Source organism: Mycobacterium sp. NGS61 (assembly GCF_059812325.1).
Genome location: NZ_JCALCL010000003.1, coordinates 46,349 through 63,510, shown reverse-complemented (window position 1 = coordinate 63,510; position 17,162 = coordinate 46,349). Strand labels below are relative to the sequence as shown.

Below are 17,162 nucleotides of genomic sequence, written 5' to 3'. Positions count from 1 at the left end.
GCTCGACGCCCGCAGCCACGCTGGCGTGACGCTCGACGCAGCCAACGCCCGCAAAACGCAACAGAGCGGCCAGAAACGCTAACCCGGCAGCACCAACACCGGCACCGGGCTGTGCCGAATGATCTTGCCGCTGCGCGCCCCCAGGAACACCCGCCGGATGTCGCCGCGCGGCGAGGTGCCCATCACCAGGATCTCCCCGTCCACCCATACGGTGCTCGACAGTGCCTCCGCCCAACTGTGCGCGGTGACGACCTCGAAGTCGACGTCGTCGGGGACGCTCAGCTGAGACTGGATCTCGCGCGCCTGTGACGCCCACGCCTCCAGCACGGCGTCCTCGGCGTCCAGCCCCACCTCCGGCGGATACATGGTCCGACCCCGCACCGCGAAGGTGATCACCCGCAGCGGCACCGAGAACCGCTCCGAGTACTCCACGCAGCGGCGCACCACCTCCGTTGACTGCGGGGTAGCCGAATACGCACAGGTAAGTCGCGTCAAACCCGCTGCATGAGAACGATATTCGGGCGGGCTGATCGCGACCGGCACCGGTGAGGAGTGCAGCAGCCAATCCGCGGTGGTGCCGACCACCACCAGTGCGCGCCCGCCGCTGGGCAGCGACCCCAGCACCAGCATCTCGGCGTCGACGTCCGCGACGACTTCCAGCAGTCCGCCCGACACCGACCGATGCGCCCGATGCAGGTAGCTGATGTCGATCCCCTCAGCCAACGGGAACAGAATCCGCTCGGCTTCCCGAGCCGAATTCTCGGCCAACGAATCCGCCCACTGCTCGTATTCAGCGTCCACCCGGGCCAGCGACGGCGTCAGCCACGGCCTGGGCACGATGGTGGCCACGGTCAGCGACGTCTGGAGCGTGCGAGCGGCGCCGGCGGCCAAGTTCAGCCCGGACAAGCCGACTTTGCCGGCCCGGTACCCCACGACGACGGTCACGGTGCGTCCTTGTTGAGCGCGCTGTGGTGCCGGCCCCAGGCCAGGTAGTAGACCAACGCCACCACAATCCAGCCGCAGAACGCCAGCCAGGTGTACCAGTGCAGGCTGAACAGGATGTAGCCGCAGGCCAGCACCGAAAGTGCCGGAGTCACGGGATAACCCGGCACCCGGAAGCCGCGGGGCAGGTCAGGATTCCGCACCCGCAGGATGATCACCCCGGTGGAGACCACGATGAACGCGGTCAACGTGCCGATGGACACCATGTCGGCCAGCTTGTCCAGCGGCACGAACGCCGCCAACGCCGACGCGACGATCGCCACGATCACGGTGTTGTTCACCGGCGTCATGGTGCGCGGATTCACCCTCGCGAACCGCGCCGGCAGCAGCCCGTCGCGGCCCATCGCGAACAGGATCCGGGTCATCCCGTACAGGGTGACCAGCGTGACGGTGAAGATCGAGATCACCGCGCCACCGGCCAGCACTGTGCCGGCCCAGGTGCCCCGGGTGACGTTGTCGAGAATGGTTGCCAGCCCGGCGTTTTCCTGCGCCCCGAAGTTCTGCCACGGCTGGGTGCCCAACGCGGCCAGCGCGACCAGCACGTACACCCCGGTCACGATGAACAACGCCGACACCAACGCCCGCGGCATCGTCTTTTGCGGGTCCTTCACCTCATCGCCGGCGGTCGAGACCGCGTCCAGGCCGATGTAAGAGAAGAAGATGGTGCCCGCCGCCGAGCCGATGCCCGCCACCCCGAACGGGGCGAAGTCCTTGAGGTTTCCGTCGTCGAACCCGGTGAACGCGATGACCACGAACATGCCCAGCACGCCCAACTTGACCAACACCATCACCGTGTTGACTTTCGCGGATTCACTGGCGCCGCGGATCAACAGCAGGGCGCACATCACGATCAGAATTACCGCCGGCAGATTCACCCAACCGTGCGCGACGCCGTCCGGCGGCTTGTCCCACGGCGCCGCGGACAGTGCATGCGGCAATTCGAATCCGAACAGGTTGTGCAGCAGTTTGTTCAAATACCCGCTCCACCCGACCGCCACCGCGGCGGTGGCCACCCCGTACTCCAGCAGCAGGCACGCCGCCACCACGATCGCGACCACCTCGCCCATGGTCGTGTACGCATACGAGTACGACGAGCCCGAAACCGGTACCGCCGAAGCCAATTCGGCGTAACAGAAGGCGGCCAGCCCGGCTGCGACACCAGCTACCAGAAACGACACGATCACCCCGGGGCCGGCCTCGGGCACCGCCTGGGACAGCACGAAGAAGATCCCGGTCCCGATCGTCGATCCGACCCCGAACAGGGTCAGCTGGAAGGTGCCGAAACTTCGCTTCAGACCGGAGTCGGCGCCCACAGCGACTGGGGCACCACCCACCGGCCGGCGACGCAGCATCTGCTGTTTGAGACCGATCGAAGTAGCCGCCAACTCGTCAGGCCGCGGTGAGGATGGTCTGGATTGCGACGCCCGCGCCACCCACCACGACGGCGATCGCCAGCGTCACCCAGTCGGCCAGCTTGGGCCCCCGCGGATTGGCCGACAGCTGACCGGTGCCACCGCGGGCGGTGATCGCATCGCCCATCTCGTCGGCGCGCCGCAGCGTCACCGTGATGGCGGCGGCCAGCAGGTCGATCATCTCCAGCCGGCGCTGCTGACGTTTCTCCTTGCGACTCTTCGGGGTCTGCTTGGGCCGCAATCGACGCGCGGCGTAGAGGACCTGGAATTCGTCGATCAGCATCGGGAAGGCGCGCAGCGCCAGCGCCAGCGCCACCGCCCACTCGTCGACCGGCAGCCGCAACAGCCGTAGCGGGCGGCCCAAAGTGGCTACCGCAGGACCGATTTCGGCCACATTGGTGGTGTAGGAGACCAGCCCACCGGTCGCCAGCAGTACCAGTGTCAGCGCGGTGATGCGCAGGAAGTTCAGCGTTCCGCCGAGTCCGAGTTCGACACCGGCGACCGGGATTTCCGGATCGCCGCCAGCCAGGGCGGCGGTAATACCGCCGATTGCCAACACAATCCACAACCAGCGGGGTATCGACGGCAGCGCCCCGCGGGGAATGCGGGCAATCCGGATCGCCGCCAGTACCAGCGCCGCCATGCACCCGATCGTCACCCAGCCGGGGTAGAACGCCAGCAACGCCGAAATCCCGAAGACCACCAGCAGCTTCGTTCCGGCCCACAGATCGTGGATGGGCGAGCCGCCCGGTATCGGCACCAGCAGCACGACCGGACGGCCGGGTTTGCGCTTCTCCCGCCCCGCCGGAGACGACGCCACCGTCACGACGCACCCCCTGCCGAACTGGACGCCGACGCCGATTCCAGCACGCCGTCCCGCAGATGCAGCGTCCGGGGACACAACGTCTCCATCCCGACGGCGTCGTGCGAAATGACCACCACGGTCAGCCCGGTGTCGCGGCGCAGGTCTTCCAAGAGGCGCAGCAGGCCGGTCTGGCTGGCGATGTCCAAACCGGCCAGCGGCTCGTCGAGGATCAGCGCCTTCGGCGAGCACGCGAGCAACCCGGCCAGCACCACCCGGCGCATCTGGCCGCCGCTGAGCTGGTCGATGCTGCGCTTGGCCAGCGCCGGATCCAGCCCGACCACGCCGAGCGCGGCCACCACGCGGTCTTCGTCCTTGTGCGAAAAGCCGGCGGCAGAGGCGACTTCCAGGTCCACCCGGTTGCGCATCAACTGCAACCTGGCCGCCTGGAACGACAACGCGACCGCGCCGACCTGCTCGTGGGTGGGCCGCCCGTCCAGCAGGCAGGCGCCGCTGGTGGGTGTGGTCAACCCGGCCATGATCCACGCCAGCGTCGACTTCCCCGAGCCGTTGCCGCCGTGGATCAGCACGCCGTCGCCCTGCTCGACCACGAACGAAACATCGCGCAGCGCGGTCTTGGCCCACGGCGTGCCGACGCCGTACTCGTGCCCGACGTTGACGAGTTCCAGGGCTGGCGCATGGCGGGTGTCACCCACGTCCGGCGCCGGGGCCTCGGTCGCCTGGCCCATGCCGGTGTTGTCCGGCGAGTCGCTGAGTTTGATTGTGCGGTCGGCGGATTCGGCTTCGTTGCTGTAGTGCGTGATGTGCACCAGCGACATGCGGTGCCGTTTGGTCAGACCAGACAGCACGTTGAGCAGACCCTCGCGGCCCTGATGGTCGACCATCGTGGTGACCTCGTCGGCGATCAGCATCGCCGGCTCGCGGGCCAGTGCCGCCGCCAGCGCGAGGCGCTGCAGCTCACCGCCGGACAGGCTGCCGGTGTCCCGTTCAGCGAGGTCGTCCAGTCCCACTTCGCGGAGCAACTTTTCGACATCGATCTTGGTGCCCGGCGGCAGCCCCCACACCACGTCGTCGGCGACGCGGGTGCCCAGCACTTGGCTTTCCGGGTGCTGCAGCACGATCGCCGTCCCACCCAACTTGCCCAGACCCACCGCGCCGGGCCGGTGCACAGTGCCCGACGTGGGCTCCCGGCCGGCCAGGATCAGCATCAGCGTGGTCTTTCCGGAACCGTTGGCCCCGGTGATGGCGACGTGTTCGCCTTCGCGGAGTTCCATGCTGATCTCGGGCAGCGCGTCCTGGTCTGCACCGGGATAGCGGTAGCGCACCTTGTCCAAGCGCACCGGGACCGGCCCGACGGCGGCATCCTGCGCGTCGCCGACGGCCGCGTCGAGCTTGTGCACGTCGGGCACGCCGCGCATGCGTTCCAGCAGCCGCGACAGCGCCCACCAGCCGATCAGCGACATGAACACGATCCCGATCGTCACGATGCCGAGCAGCACCAGCTGCCAGTAATGCAACGAGAAGGCGTAGGCAGATTTCAGCCAGGCACCGAGGCGCTCACCATGCACGCCGTTCAGGAAGGACGCGAGACCGTCCACATTGGCGGTGATGGCGTCGCGCATCAGGTGCCGCAGCCGGGTCAGGATCATCAGCAGCCCGACGTTGCCGGCCGCGAAGATCACCCCGGCGATCAGCGAGGCCACGACCACCGTCGGCGTGCCCCGGTTCCGGCGTTTGATCACCCCGGTGAGCCCGCCGATGTACGCACTCTGCACCACCGCGCCCAGCCCACCGCCGCCGGCGATCAGGAAAGCGATGATGGACGCGGCGACCGTCGCGGTGAGCAACACCCGCAATCGGTACCGGTAGGCCAGCAGGCCGGTGGGCACAGTGCCCAACAGCGCCAGACCCGCGGCAAACGGCACGGCAACGGAAATGATCGCGGTCACCGCACATAACGCCGCCATCACCGCGGCCTGCGCCAATTCAGGGGGGCGCAGGGGTCCGCGCCGATGGCGCGAAGGTGATGGGCCGGGCGGTGTCACTCGACCGATTCTGCCAGGCACAGGCCCTGCACCGGCGCAGCACGTAGGACTAACCGCGATTGGTGGCGCATAGCAAAGCTATGCAACGATGAGTTCATGAGTTCGTCCGCCACGGCAAATGACGCCGAGGTCCCGCACGGCCTGGGAGCGGATCTGCTGGCCGTGGTCGCACGGCTGAATCGGCTGGCAACTCAGCGCATCCAGATGCCGCTGCCGGCGGCGCAGGCCCGGCTGCTGGCCACCATCGACGCCGAGGGCGAAGCTCGCATCGGCGACCTGGCCGCCGTCGACCACTGTTCCCAGCCCACGATGACCACCCAGGTGCGCCGGCTCGAAGAGGCCGGACTGGTCTCGCGCACCGTCGACCCCGGCGATGCGCGGGCGGTCCGCATCCGAATCACGCCTGAGGGACTGCACATGCTCAACGCGGTGCGCCGCGACCGCGCCGCCGCCATCGAACCGCAACTGGCCCGCTTGCGACCCGCCGAACGCCAGGTGCTGGTCGACGCCGTCGACGTGCTGCGGCGGGTGTTGCAGAACGCGGCGAGCGCGCCGGGACGCAACACGCTCTGAGCCCCGATTTTGCAGGTGGATGTACCGCCTCAGCGGGTAGACACTGGTTCCAGGGCGCGAATGGTGCGCCCTGGACCGCTCTTTAGAGAAGGGTGCCGGCCATACCTGATGCCTCCCCGTTGACCGTGTGGGTCGGATCGTTGCGGTATTTCTTCACGCCGGGCCGCGACGTGATCGTGGGCCACGGCGGGCATTGCGACATCCGGTTGGACCGCCCCGGCCTGGGTGGGGTCGAGGATGCGTCCCAACCGGTCCCCGACCTGGTGCTGCGGTTCGCCGGCACCCACTGGTTGGCCGTCGATCAGAGTCAGCACGGCCTGTTCGTGGACGGCACCCGGTTGTCGACAGTGGACATCCGGGATGGCCAGACAATCGCGCTCGGCGACGCGGAGCGCGGGCCGCGACTGACCTTCCAGGTCTCTGCCGCCGACGATCCGGCTGCGGCCGCGTCCGCGACCGACCCGCACGGGGTCGCGTTGCCACCCGAATCACGGCTGGACGGGGAGCCGGCCACTGCTCAGCTTCGCGCGCAGCCCGAGGCCGAACACGATCCGGAGACCACCCGCATCCCGGCGCAGCCGGTGGTGGACGAGCCGGAAACCACGCGGCTTCCGGCGCAGACGCCTCCCACCGGCGAGCCCGAGCCGACCACCGGCCGCATCCCGGTGCAGCCGCCGCCGGTCGCCGACGAGCCGGCTACCACCCGTATTCCGATGGCGCCGCTCGACTTCTCGGGCACCGAGCAATCCCCGATGGAACGGCCCACCCGGCCGTTCCGCTTCATCCGGGCCGAACCCGCCGTCGCGCCGAGTCCGCCACCCGTGACACCGCCCGTCCCGCCGGCGCCTGCACCCGTCGACCTCGACAAGCAGCCCGAGGCGCCGGGCCTGATCAGCCGGATGAGCGAGGCGACGCGCAAACTGCTCCCTGCCCAGGACGAGCCTGCACCCGGCGAATTCACCCGACAAACCGGCCGGTTGCCGCTGCTGCAATCCGGCGCGCGGACCATCGGGGTGACCGCCCACCAGCTCGGACTGACGCTCGACGGCCACCCGGTGCTCGCCGACGTGTCGTTCACGACCCGTCCGGGCTCGCTGATCGCCGTCGTCGGCCCGTCAGCGGCCCGCAATTTCGCGCTGACCGCAGTGCTGGCCGGCACCCGCCCGCTGACCTCCGGTGTCCTGACGGTGGACGGCCGCGACGTGCACGGCGACCCGGCGGCGATGCGTACGCGGATCGGCGTGGTGCCCCGCGACAACCGGGTCCATCTCAACCTGACCGTGGAACGCGCCCTGGGCTACGCCGCCGAACTGCGGCTGCCGTCGAACACCACGGTGGAAAACCGCACCCGGATCGTCGAGCAGGTTCTCGACGAGCTCGAGCTGACCCCGCACCGCAAAACCAAGGTGGCCAAGCTGCCCCCCGAGCTGCGCCGGTGCGCGTCGCTGGCGGTCGAACTGCTGGCCCGGCCGACGATGCTGGTGGTCGACGAGCCTGCCGCCGGGTTGGATCCGCAGCAGGAGCACCACCTGATGACGATGTTGCGCCGGCAGGCCGATCTGGGCTGTGTGGTCGTGATGGCGGTGACGTCGCCCGGCTCGCTGGGCTACCTCAGCCTGTGCGATCAAGTGCTAGTGCTGACTCCCGCCGGCCGGCTGGCCTTCGCCGGGCCACCCGCGCAGCTGGAATCGGTGTTGGGCACCACCGACTGGTCCCAGATTTTCGCCCGCGTGGCCGCCGACCCCGACGGCGCCCACCACGCGTTCCAGCTCCGGCAGCAGGAGGTTGCTCCCCCGCCACCGTCGGTCGCCCATCCCGAACGCACCCCGCCCGCCCTCAGCTTCGGCCAGCAGGTCCGGCTGGTGGTCCGCCGCCAGGTCCGGATGGTGTCCGCCAACCCGGTGCAGGGGTTGTTCCTGCTGCTGCTGCCGGTCGCGTTGGGCTGTCTGACGCTGCTGATCCCCGGCAATTCCGGGCTGGGACGAGCGGGTTCGTCGTCGAGCAACACCCACGAAGCCGTCGAGATCCTGGCCGCCCTCAACTTCGGCGCGGTGCTGCTGGGCACCACCGCCACCATCAGCGCCCTGGTCAGCGAGCGGCGGGTGTTCCGGCGGGATCAGCAGGTCGGGTTGTCGGCGTCGGCGTACCTACTGGGCAAGATCGTCGTGTTCGGCGTCGTCGCCGCGGTGCAGGCGGCAATTCTGAGCGTCATCGTCCTGGCGGGCAAAGGCGGACCCAGGCACGGCGCCGTCCTGCTGGGCAGCGCGGATTTCGAGCTGTATGTCAGCGTGGCCGCGACGGCCGTCGTCTCGGCCATCGTCGGGCTGGCGCTGTCCTCGCTCGGCAGATCGGTCGGCGAGGCGGTGGCGCTGGCGGTGCCGGCGTTGCTGGCCTCGCTGTTGTTCGCCGGCGGTCTGATGTCGTTGGTGGGCACCTGGGTGTATGACCAGGTGTCCTGGTTCATCCCGGCGCAGTGGGGGTTTGCGGCCGCGGCGTCCACGGTCAACCTGCGCCGGGTCGACAAACTGGCCGCGCAGAACGCCATGTGGGCGCACTACTCCGGCTGGTGGGTGTTCGACATGCTGATGCTGGCGGTCCTGGGGTTGGCGTGGGCCGGACTGGTTCGATACCGGTTGCGCGTGCCTGCTACATCGCCAACAGCACGAACTGGGTGATCTGGGTGGCTGCGAAATTGTCGTCGCTGACCAGCACCACCGACTGACGCCCGTCGGGCAGTCTCGGTCCGAGAGTGATGCCTTCGACGTTGTCCAGCGGATGGACCGCGGACAGGTCGACTGCCAGCGACTTGGTCATCGGCGTCAGCGCGGCTTCCCGCATCGACGGCAGCGCCGAGATGTCGGTCGCCGCGCCGATTTCGGCGCGGTAGATGCGCACGACCGCAGGTATGGCGGTGGAGCGTTCCAGCACCAGGAACGTGGTGTCGGTCAGCGCCACGAGGTCAGAGACCGCGTTACGGTCGACGCCGCGCCCGGGTGGGTCCATGGGGTAGGCGTACTGAGCGGTGGGCGCGGCGGTGGCGACATCGAATCTGGTGATGCGGGTCAACACCTGGTGCTCGCCGTCGGCCACCGGCCCGTCCTGGTAGCCGGGGTCTTCCATCGCGGCGAACAGCGACGCACCGCCGGGCGTGAGAGTCAGTCCCTCCAGCGCGAGGTTGCGCCGCGGCCCGGTGCGTGCCGCGGACATCTTGAGGTTGGCGGGCAGGATGAACTCCCCCTGATAGCCGCCGTCGAGCCCGGCGATGCGCACCCACGGATCCAGCAGCACCGGATTCGGGTCGGTCAGTCGCTCCCCTTCGGAACTCCAATACAGTCGCTGCCGGCCCGCGTCGAAAGCGATGCCCTCCGGGTCCGGGGGCACCACCGGCGGGTCCAACGGGCCGAACACCGCTCCGGACCGGTCCCGCAAAGGGCGCCCGCCGATGCAGGTGGCTTCGTCAATCCCGTTGTCCGACAACGACAACCGGAAGGTATAGAACCGGGCCGGCGCTTTCCCGGAGCGGTCGTCGCTGATGACGTAGTAGAGCTGACGCTGCGGGTCGTAGCTGATGCCCGACAGCCCGCCGACGACGGTGCCGTCGCACACCGCGCCGGAACCGAGCTGCATCTGGCCGAGATAACTCAGCAGCGGCGCCGCGTGCGACGCAGGCGGCCCGGCAGCGCAGCCGGCCAGCCCCAGGGCCAGCAGCAGGGCCACCAACCGGCGCCGCATCAGACATAACGCCTGACGCGAGTGCAGTACTCGTCGAATTCGCGGCCGTGCTGCTCGCGTAGGAACTTTTCTTCCCGCAACACCTGGCGGTGGAACAGCCAGGTTCCTGCGAACAGGTAGAACAGCGGAACCCAGTTGGGGAACACCAACAGCTGGCCCACCAAGAACAGGAAAAAGCCGACGTAGATCGGGTTGCGACTGACCGCGAAGACGCCGGAGGTGACCAGGCGGCCAGGTTTGTCGACGTCGATGCCCACCCGGAAGCTGCGGCCGAACGACACCAGGCTCCACACCAGCACGCCGATGGCGCACGCGCACAGGCCCACTCCGACCCAAGCGGCCACGCTGGACTGGAAAAACCGCTGATTACTGACCAGCGGCCAGCCGAACGCCGCCGCGAAGATCGTGTAGAAGTAGAACGACGCCACCGGCGGGATCGCGAAATCGCTGTTGTCCAGGTTCCCGAAATGCAGGGCCTGTGTGCCGGTTCGCTTGAGCACTATCAGTCGTCCGGCCACCGTGCCGAACAGCAGCACCACCATGAGTGCGGCCAGATACTGCGGCATCGCCGACCCCCTTTGTCGCCCAGCAAACCTAACGATTCCACGACACCGCAAGGCCGGGAAGTGCGACTTGTTCCGGCAGCGCGGACGACGGGCTACGGTCGTGGAATGGCGTCAGACAACAAGACCACAGCTGATCATCTCCGCGACGCGCTGGACGGGCGGTGGCGCGATGTGAAGAACGAGGTACGCGCCAAGCTGTCCCAGGAGGCGTTCCGTCCGCACTACACCCCCAACACCGTCATCGCCCGGGCCAAGGTGGCCGAGCAGATGCAGATGATGGCCGCCTCCGGCATCTCCGACGAAGGTTTCCGCAAAGAACACGGCGGCACCGGCGACGTCGGGGCGGCGGTCACCATGATCGAGATGCTGGCCATGTCGGATCTGTCGCTGATGGTCAAAGCCGGGGTGCAGTGGGGGTTGTTCGGCGGGGCGGTGGAGAACCTCGGCACCGAGCGCCACGGGTCCTACATCAAGGACATCATCTCCCTGGACCTGCTCGGCTGTTTCGCGATGACCGAGACCGGACACGGCAGCGACGTGCAGTCACTGGAGACGACGGCGACCTACGACGCCGACACCCAGGAGTTCGTAGTGCACTCCGAGACACCCTCGGCACGCAAGGACTACATCGGTGGTGCGGCCGAAACCGCCCGTATGGCAGCGGTGTTCGCGCAGTTGATCACCCATGAAGACGGTGAGCCGGTCAACCACGGGGTGCACTGCCTGCTGGTACCGATCCGCGACGAGGACGGCGACGACCTGCCGGGCGTAACCACCTCGGACTGCCAGTACAAGGGCGGGTTGCCCGGAGTGGACAACGGCCGCATCATGTTCGACCACGTCCGCGTTCCGCGGGAGAACCTGCTCAACAAGTACGGCGACGTCGCCGAGGACGGGACCTACAGCTCGCCGATCGACAACCCGAACCGCCGCTTCTTCACCATGATCGGCACCTTGATCCGGGGCCGGGTCACCGTAGGCGGCAGCGCGGGCAACGCCGCTCGCGTCGCATTGGACATCGCCACCCGATATGCGTTGCAGCGCAGGCAGTTCACTTCACCCGACGACGACGAGTCCGAAGTGCTGATCATGGACTACCTGGTGCACCAGCGCCGGCTTTTCCCGTTGATCGCGCGGTCCTACGCACTGCAGTTCGCGCAGAACGAGCTGGTCTCCAAGACCCACGACCTGCAGACCTCCGACGTGGTGGACGCCGACGAGCAACGTGAGCTGGAAGCCCGCGCGGCCGGCCTGAAAGCGGCCAACACCTGGCACGCGTCGCGGGCCATTCAGGAGGCCCGGGAGGCGTGTGGCGGTGCGGGATACATGGCCGAGAACCGGTTGATCGCGCTGCGCGGCGACACCGACGTGTTCACCACCTTCGAGGGCGACAACCACGTGCTGACCCAGCTGGTCGCCAAGGAGCTGCTGACCCAGTACGCCGACGACATCAAGAGCATGAGCCCGGTGGAATGGGTGCGGTTCGCGGCCAACACCGTCGGTGACCGGGTGATGAAACGCACTGCGGCCGAAGCGATTATGCAACGCATCGTCGACTCGCGGCAGGACAGCGAAGAGGAAGGCAGCCTGTTCAACCGCGGCACTCAGGTCAGCATGTTCGAGGACCGGGAGAACTATCTGTTGTCCTCGGTCGCCCGCCGGCTACAGGGCAAGTCCAAGGAGATGTCGGCCTTCGACGCCTTCAACGCGGTGCAGGATCACGTGCTGCATGCGGCCCAGGCGCACATCGACCGGGTGGTGCTGGAGGCGTTCGTCGCCGGCATCGACGCGTGCCCGGACAGCGAGACCCGCGAGCTGCTCGACGTGGTCTGCGACCTCTACGCGCTGTCGGTGATCGAAGAGGACAAGGCCTGGTTCATCGAGCACACGTACCTGTCGACCGAACGGGCCAAGGCCGTGACCCGCGGCATCAACGACCGGTGCCGGGTGCTGCGTCCGCACGCCCGGACGCTGGTCGACGGGTTCGGCATCCCTGAGCCGCTGCGCTACGCCGAGATGCTGCACCCGGAGAATCTGCCCGACTAGCTTCGGGGGATGGGCCCGAGCGCTTTGAGCTTGCCGTCGGGTCCGATCTGGAACTTCACCGTGCCGCGGCCGCTGGGGCAGCACTCCTCGTCGTTGCCCTTGCGCCACTGGTATTGCACGGTGACGGTGTCGTCGCTGGGCGCCAGCACGGTGATGTAGGGCCGCGGATCGGGCGTGGGTGAGCCCAGCGGGATGTTGTGGTCGAAGAACAGCAGCTGCTGCGGGGTCGATTCGGAGGCGATGGTCGGGATGATCTGCACCCAGTGCAACCGGCACTTGCGGGTGCGGCCGCGGCCGATCTCCACCCATTTCGAGCCGGCCACCTCGACCGGAACCGCGGCGATGGCCTGCCGGATCGTGTCGGCGGTGGGGCCGTCGGATTCTTTGCAGCTGTCCGGTTTGGCGGCCGGTGGCGGCGACGGTTTGTCGTCGCAGCCGACAGCCAGCAGGCTCATCAACACGACGATCGCGCTCCAACGACGCACGTCGCGAGCCTAAACGACTCGTCCCGGCCCGGCGTCGGCCTCCCCCGGGCGTTGATTCTGCGCTGATGGCGGGGTTCCCGCATTTTGTCGCCACCACCGCAGGGTGAACGCGCTCGTGGGTCACCGGCGCCGACCTTGCGATGACCTGTGAATGTACTCCGGGTTCCGTCAAAACCGCAGCTACAGGCCGAAATTCGGGATGCTCGACGCTAATCTGGGCGCAGGGCGCTGGTCGACACGTGAGCCCGAGGTTCCCCGCAGCGCACAGTGCGGTGCAGCGGGTTGCGAGATCTCCGTAAAGCGGCGGAAACCTCGGATGCGTCGAAGCGAAACATCGTCGTAGCACGATTTGCACATATTCCGCTGCACCATCCGGGGAGGACGAGGGCACTATGCAGTCCGAGCAGGACACCGTGCACACCATGTGCGCGTACTGCGGTGTCGGCTGCGGACTCGTGTTGCAGATCACCACCGACCCCGAAAGCGGCCGTCGTCACATCGTGAAATCAGTTGGGCGTCAAGATCATCCGGCAAACTTCGGCCGGCTGTGCACCAAAGGCAAGACCACCGCTGACCTGATGACCGCGCCGGGTCGCACAGAGTGGGCGTATACCAGGACCGACCGGGGGCAACCACTGGAAGCAGTGGACACCGACACCGCGATCACCGCGGCCGCGCAGCGACTGCGCGCCGTCATCGACGAGCACGGCCCGGATGCCGTCGCGCTGTACGTGTCCGGCCAGCTGTCGCTGGAGGCGCAGTACCTGGCGAACAAGCTGACCAAGGGCTTCATCGGCACCAACCAGATCGAATCCAACTCGCGGCTGTGCATGGCCGGGGCCAGTTCGGGCTACAAGCTGTCGTTGGGCGCGGACGGACCGCCGGGCTCCTACCAGGATCTCGACCACGCCGACGTGTTCTTCGTCATCGGATCCAACATGGCCGACTGCCACCCGATCCTGTTCCTGCGCATGATGGATCGGGTCAAGGCGGGCGCCAAACTGATCGTCGTCGACCCCCGCCGCACCGCCACCGCCGCCAAGGCCGACCTGTTCCTGCAGATCGCGCCGGGCACAGATCTCGCGCTGCTCAACGGTTTACTACAACTGATCGTCGAAAATGGGTACACGGACGACGATTTCATCGCTGAGTTCACCACCGGGTGGGAGGTGATGCCCGGCTTCCTGAAACAGTTCACCGTCGACGCGGTCAGCGAAACCACCGGCATCCCAGCCGAAGACATCCGCACGGCGGCCCGCTGGATCGGGGAAGCCGCCAACTGGGTCACCTGTTGGACGATGGGCGTCAATCAGAGCACCCACGGCACCTGGAACACCAACGCGATCTGCAATCTGCACCTGGCCACCGGCGCGATCTGCAAGACCGGCAGTGGCCCATTCTCCCTGACCGGGCAGCCCAACGCCATGGGCGGACGCGAAATGGGTTATATGGGACCAGGATTGCCCGGGCAGCGGTCGGTGACCTGCACTGAGGACCGAGAGTTCACCGAGGATCTGTGGGGCATCCCGCACGGCTCGCTGCGTACCGATGTCAGCGACGGGGTGATCGACATGTTCTCCCGGATGGCCGACGGTCAGATCAAGGCCTGCTGGATCATCTGCACCAATCCCGTTGCCACCGTGGCCAATCGAAAGACCGTGCTGGCCGGTCTGGAGAAAGCCGAATTGGTGATCACCCAGGACGCATTCCTGGAGACCGAGACCAACGAGTACGCCGACATCGTGCTGCCGGCCACGTTGTGGACCGAGTCCGACGGGGTGATGGTCAACTCCGAGCGCAACCTGACCTTGTTCGAGGCGGCCGTGCAACCGCCGGGCCAGGCACTGCCGGATTGGCAGCTGATCGCCCGAATAGCCGGTGCGATGGGCTTTGCCGACTCCTTCACCTACGCCTCCGCCGAAGATGTTTTCGAGGAGATCAAGCAGTTCTGGAATCCCAGGACCGGCTACGACCTTCGCGGTGTCAGCTACCAGCGACTGCGGACCACCCCGGTGCAGTGGCCATGCCCACCCGGGAGCACCGCGGACCGCAATCCGATCCGCTACCTCAACGACGGCGTCAGCCAAGACCGCCGCGTCCGTGACGACGGTCACCAGCCCCGGCTGACCTTCCCGACTGCGGACGGCCGGGCGGTGTTCTTCGCCCGCCCGCACCTGCTGCCTGAAGAAGTGCCCGACGCCGATTATCCGCTGCTGCTCAACACCGGCCGCCTGGCGCACCAGTGGCACACGATGACCAAGACCGGCAAGGTCGCAAAGCTGAACAAGCTGAACCCCGGCCCCTTCGTCGAACTTCACCCCGACGACGCCGACCGGTTGCAGATCTGCGACGGCGACCGCGTCGAGGTGGCGTCGCGCCGGGGCCGCGCCGTACTGCCCGCCGTGGTCACCGACCGCGTACTGCCCGGCAACTGCTTCGCGCCGTTCCACTGGAACGACGTGTTCGGCGAGTACCTCTCGATCAACGCGGTCACCAACGACGCCGTCGACCCGGTATCGCGCCAACCGGAGTACAAGGCCTGCGCGGTAAACCTGACCAAGGTGGCCGCCGTGCAGGGCGACCCGGTCGACGAGCTCTACCGCGTCCCGCGTAGCGGTCTGGCCCAGATCGACGCCATCGCCGAGTTCCTCGGCGTGGCGGCCGAGGCGATACCCGAGTTCGACGCGCATGGTCGCGCCTACCTCGCCGGGCTGCTGACCGGGCTGGGCACGAAAGGCACTCCGACAGTTCAACCGCCCACGCTGCCCGACAGCGCACCGTTCGACGACCGTGCCCGGATGTGGGTAAACGGCGTGCTGGCGGGCATGTGGTCGCCGCAGCCATCGTCGGCCGGGTCCCGGACCGTGCTGCTGTGGGCTTCGCAGACCGGCAACGCCGAGGAACTCGCTGCCGACATCGCCGGGCGGTTGCGTGCCGCTGGGATGTCGATTGAGCTGCGCGGCATGGATGACTTCCCCACCGGGGACCTGGCGTCCACCCCTGAACTGCTGGTGATCACCAGCACGACTGGTGACGGCGACCCGCCGGACAACGGCGCGGAGTTCTGGCAGGCGCTGACCGCACCGGACGCCCCCCGCCTGCCCGACACCCGATACGCCGTGCTGGCGCTCGGTGATTCCAACTACGACGACTTCTGCGGGCACGGTCGCAAACTCGACGCCCGACTCGCCGAACTGGGCGCGACCCGCATCATCGACCGCGTCGATTGCGAACCCGACTACGAGGACGCCGCCGCGCGCTGGGTGACCGACATCCTGGGGTCCTTCGCCCGCACACCGACCGTTGCGGTGCGAGCCGCCACGAAGTACTCCAAGAAGCAGCCGTTGGTTACCGATCTCATCCGCAACACCACGCTGAGTCGGCCGGAGTCGGCAAAAGATGTGCGCCAGTTGGTTTTTCACGTCCCCGAGGGAACGGTGTGCTACGAGGCGGGTGATGCGCTGGGTGTGTGGCCGCACAACAGCGACGCATTCGTCGACGAATGGCTGACCGTCACCGGCCTCGACGGACACACTGAAGTGCAGGTCGCCCAACACGGTTCGATGTCGTTGCGTGCCGCCCTGACCGACCGGTTCGAGATCGCCCACATCAGCCCGGACCTGCTGCGCTTCGTGTGCGATCGCACCGCGGATTCGGGTGCGGCCATGCAGCTCGCCGCGTTGATGAAGCCGGAAAACAAAGGCGCACTGGCAGATTGGTCCTGGGGACGCCAGTCGGTCGATCTGCTCGCCTGGGCGCCCGTCACCGCCTCCGCCGAGGAATGGCTCGACATCCTCAAGCCCCTGCAGCCGCGGCTGTATTCGATCTCGTCCAGTCCCAAAGAGCATCCGGGCGAGGTGCACCTGACGGTGGCGCCGGTGCGCTACAACTTTGCGGGCGTGCCGCGGCGCGGAGTGTGCTCGACGTATCTGGCCGACCGCTCCCCCAGTGACCGGATCGCGGTGTATGTGCGGACATCGAAGAACTTCCGGCCGCCGAGCGACCCGCAGACCCCGATGATCATGGTGGGCCCCGGCACCGGGATCGCTCCGTTTCGCGGATTTCTGCAGGAACGGCGCGCGCTCGGCCACAGCGGTCCTAACTGGCTGTTCTTCGGTGAGCAGCATGCCGCCACTGATTTCTACTACCGCGACGAGATCCAGGCGATGCATGCCGACGGTTTGCTCACCGAGCTGGACCTGGCGTTTTCCCGCGACCAGCGCGAGAAGGTGTACGTCCAGCACCTGATGCGCAAGCGGGGTGCGCAACTGTGGCGATGGTTGCAGGACGGGGCCCAGCTGTACGTCTGCGGCAGCGCCGATCCGATGGCGAAAGACGTGGACCAGGCCATCTGCGACATCGCTGCCGAGCACGGCAACCTCTGTATCGAAGACGCCCGGGCCTTCGTCGGTTCGCTGCGAACTGACAGGCGCTACCACCGCGACGTGTACTGACACGCGATTCTGGGTAACTCCGTA

11 protein-coding genes are annotated in these 17,162 nt (G+C 67.6%); 4 read left to right on the top strand and 7 right to left on the bottom strand.

Annotated elements, in window-relative coordinates:
• Positions 1 to 78 precede the first annotated feature (78 nt).
• The 4 genes from AC5Y3Z_RS07895 to AC5Y3Z_RS07880 are packed head-to-tail and all read right to left on the bottom strand — an operon-like array spanning position 79 to position 5,282.
• Positions 79 to 945, bottom strand: a complete 867-nt coding sequence (locus AC5Y3Z_RS07895) for a universal stress protein (protein WP_463824724.1) — start codon at positions 943 to 945, stop codon at positions 79 to 81.
• Positions 942 to 2,354: an amino acid permease gene (locus tag AC5Y3Z_RS07890; protein ID WP_463824933.1), complete on the bottom strand. Its 1,413-nt coding sequence runs from the start codon at positions 2,352 to 2,354 to the stop codon at positions 942 to 944. Before AC5Y3Z_RS07890 ends, AC5Y3Z_RS07895 begins: the two co-directional genes overlap by 4 nt.
• A 37-nt stretch (positions 2,355 to 2,391) precedes the next feature.
• Positions 2,392 to 3,240, bottom strand: coding sequence for a CbiQ family ECF transporter T component (locus AC5Y3Z_RS07885; RefSeq protein ID WP_463824725.1), 849 nt, complete (start codon positions 3,238 to 3,240; stop codon positions 2,392 to 2,394).
• Entirely contained in the window at positions 3,237 to 5,282 is a 2,046-nt protein-coding gene (locus AC5Y3Z_RS07880) for an ATP-binding cassette domain-containing protein (RefSeq protein WP_463824726.1), read from the bottom strand. The genes AC5Y3Z_RS07885 and AC5Y3Z_RS07880 overlap by 4 nt, the downstream gene beginning before the upstream one ends.
• A gap of 96 nt (positions 5,283 to 5,378) precedes the next feature.
• Here AC5Y3Z_RS07880 and AC5Y3Z_RS07875 point away from each other — a divergent pair, with 96 nt between their 5' ends.
• On the top strand, positions 5,379 to 5,855 hold the full coding sequence (locus AC5Y3Z_RS07875; RefSeq protein WP_463824727.1) for a MarR family winged helix-turn-helix transcriptional regulator: 477 nt from the start codon (positions 5,379 to 5,381) through the stop codon (positions 5,853 to 5,855).
• Positions 5,856 to 5,980: 125 nt separating this feature from the next.
• Positions 5,981 to 8,530 (top strand): ABC transporter permease, encoded by a 2,550-nt coding sequence (locus AC5Y3Z_RS07870; RefSeq protein ID WP_463824934.1) that lies wholly within the window; start codon positions 5,981 to 5,983, stop codon positions 8,528 to 8,530.
• Here the strand turns inward: AC5Y3Z_RS07870 and AC5Y3Z_RS07865 are convergent.
• Positions 8,502 to 9,587, bottom strand: coding sequence for an esterase-like activity of phytase family protein (locus AC5Y3Z_RS07865; RefSeq protein ID WP_463824728.1), 1,086 nt, complete (start codon positions 9,585 to 9,587; stop codon positions 8,502 to 8,504). The two genes, AC5Y3Z_RS07870 and AC5Y3Z_RS07865, sit on opposite strands and share 29 nt — an antisense overlap.
• On the bottom strand, positions 9,587 to 10,153 hold the full coding sequence (locus AC5Y3Z_RS07860; RefSeq protein WP_463824729.1) for a methyltransferase family protein: 567 nt from the start codon (positions 10,151 to 10,153) through the stop codon (positions 9,587 to 9,589). The genes AC5Y3Z_RS07865 and AC5Y3Z_RS07860 overlap by 1 nt, the downstream gene beginning before the upstream one ends.
• 105 nt (positions 10,154 to 10,258) lie before the next feature.
• On the opposite strand from AC5Y3Z_RS07860, the gene AC5Y3Z_RS07855 reads away from it, so the two are divergent.
• Entirely contained in the window at positions 10,259 to 12,199 is a 1,941-nt protein-coding gene (locus AC5Y3Z_RS07855) for an acyl-CoA dehydrogenase family protein (protein ID WP_463824730.1), read from the top strand.
• Here AC5Y3Z_RS07855 and AC5Y3Z_RS07850 read toward each other — a convergent pair.
• Positions 12,196 to 12,654 (bottom strand): LppP/LprE family lipoprotein, encoded by a 459-nt coding sequence (locus AC5Y3Z_RS07850; RefSeq protein WP_463824935.1) that lies wholly within the window; start codon positions 12,652 to 12,654, stop codon positions 12,196 to 12,198. The genes AC5Y3Z_RS07855 and AC5Y3Z_RS07850 overlap by 4 nt on opposite strands.
• 422 nt (positions 12,655 to 13,076) lie before the next feature.
• Between AC5Y3Z_RS07850 and AC5Y3Z_RS07845 the strand changes: the two genes are divergently transcribed.
• Positions 13,077 to 17,138, top strand: a complete 4,062-nt coding sequence (locus AC5Y3Z_RS07845; protein ID WP_463824731.1) for a bifunctional nitrate reductase/sulfite reductase flavoprotein subunit alpha — start codon at positions 13,077 to 13,079, stop codon at positions 17,136 to 17,138.
• Positions 17,139 to 17,162: the final 24 nt, after the last annotated feature.

What these genes read in the sequence shown, in the direction of transcription:
- AC5Y3Z_RS07890 (WP_463824933.1), bottom strand. Translation starts at nt 2,354, where the DNA reads ATGCTGCGTCGCCGGCCGGTGGGTGGTGCCCCAGTCGCTGTGGGCGCC.
- AC5Y3Z_RS07875 (WP_463824727.1), top strand. Translation starts at nt 5,379, where the DNA reads ATGAGTTCGTCCGCCACGGCAAATGACGCCGAGGTCCCGCACGGCCTG.
- AC5Y3Z_RS07865 (WP_463824728.1), bottom strand. Translation starts at nt 9,587, where the DNA reads ATGCGGCGCCGGTTGGTGGCCCTGCTGCTGGCCCTGGGGCTGGCCGGC.
- AC5Y3Z_RS07860 (WP_463824729.1), bottom strand. Translation starts at nt 10,153, where the DNA reads ATGCCGCAGTATCTGGCCGCACTCATGGTGGTGCTGCTGTTCGGCACG.
- AC5Y3Z_RS07855 (WP_463824730.1), top strand. Translation starts at nt 10,259, where the DNA reads ATGGCGTCAGACAACAAGACCACAGCTGATCATCTCCGCGACGCGCTG.
- AC5Y3Z_RS07850 (WP_463824935.1), bottom strand. Translation starts at nt 12,654, where the DNA reads ATGAGCCTGCTGGCTGTCGGCTGCGACGACAAACCGTCGCCGCCACCG.
- AC5Y3Z_RS07845 (WP_463824731.1), top strand. Translation starts at nt 13,077, where the DNA reads ATGCAGTCCGAGCAGGACACCGTGCACACCATGTGCGCGTACTGCGGT.